General features: G+C 68.2%; 2 protein-coding genes and 1 pseudogene. All 3 read right to left on the bottom strand.

Annotated features, from left to right (window positions below; translation table 11 throughout):
- Positions 1–94, bottom strand: a pseudogene (locus ACWDD7_RS37830) (LysR family transcriptional regulator); the annotation flags it as partial.
- Positions 52–285 carry a hypothetical protein gene (locus ACWDD7_RS37825; protein ID WP_450460727.1) on the bottom strand — a complete coding sequence of 78 codons (234 nt, stop codon included), beginning with the start codon at positions 283–285 and terminating at the stop codon, positions 52–54. The pseudogene ACWDD7_RS37830 and the gene ACWDD7_RS37825, both read right to left, overlap by 43 nt.
- A 48-nt stretch (positions 286–333) precedes the next feature.
- On the bottom strand, positions 334–1,188 hold an 855-nt coding region (locus tag ACWDD7_RS37820; RefSeq protein WP_450460726.1), incomplete at its 5' end, for an ABC transporter permease subunit.

Genomic DNA, 1,188 nt, shown 5'->3' with positions numbered 1-1,188 from the left:
TCGGCGTGGCTGTGGTGATGCCGGCACCGGCCGCGACCAGGTGGAGCTTGGTCAGCCAGTCGCGGGCGGTGTGGCGGATCTTGGGCCGCCCGGGCCTTGCAGCGGCACGCATTCGTGCGTGCCTTCGCCGTGCACGATCTGCAGCAGGCGTTCGCGCAGCCGCGCGGTGATCGCGTTGAAGTCGCTGTCCCACGAGCCCCAGTCGCGCAGCATCGCGTCGCGCGTGGTGTCGGAGGTCGTCAGGGGGCCGGGGGTGAGCAGGATGGGCTGGGCGGCGAGCGTCATGGTGTCTCCTTGATGAAGTCGGGACGTCACGTGAATACAGTCAGGGAATCAACGGCGATGCGGATTGCGCCAGGCCTGCGTGCGGCGCAACAGGCGGTGCGAGATGCACGCGAACAGCACGCACGCGAACGACGAGGTCGCGAGCACGAGCGTGGCCATCGCGGCAGCCGGGCCCATCTGGCCCGCGTCGTCGAGGTTCAGGATCGCGACCGACGCGGGTTGCGTATCGGGCGAGTAGAGGAACGCGACGGCCGAGACCGTCGTCATTCCGTTGACGAACAGGTAGCGCGCGATCAGCAGGATCGCGGGCAGGCACACGGGCACGGTCACGCGCACGAAGGTCTTGTAGAACGGCACCTTCAGCGACGCGGACACGGCCTCGAACTCGCTGTCGATCTGCCGGAGCGCGGTGACGGCGGTCAGGTGGCTCGACGCGTAGTAGTGCACCACCGTGACGATCGCGAGCAGCCACAGCGAGCCGTACAGCCCGTTCAGCGGATTGCCGGGCGCGTTGAACAGGAAGATGTAGCTGATGCCGAGCACGAGCCCCGGCACGCCCATCGGCAGGATCGCGCACAGCGCGATGAAGCCGCGCAGCCAGCGCGCGCCGCGCGTCTTCTCGATCAGGTACGCCCCGCCGAACACGACGATCGTGCCGCCGAGCGCGACCGTCGCGGCCATCCGCAGGCTGTTCTTGTACGCGTCGAAGATGCCGGCGCCGATCAACCCCATCTCGTAGTGCTGCAGCCCGAGGCTCATCTGGTACGGCCAGAACTTCACGAACGACGCGAACACCGAGATGCCGACCACCGCGATGAAGAACGCGCACACGATGCCGCAGTACGCGAGCATCGCGGCGTCGAAGCCGCGCGACGGCTTCGGCTGGTACGGCGTCGAGCGCGC

The sequence above is a fragment of the Streptomyces sp. NPDC001056 genome, assembly GCF_053598955.1.
Note: the sequence above shows the minus strand (reverse complement) of the source record. Positions and strands in the feature narration are given on the sequence as shown.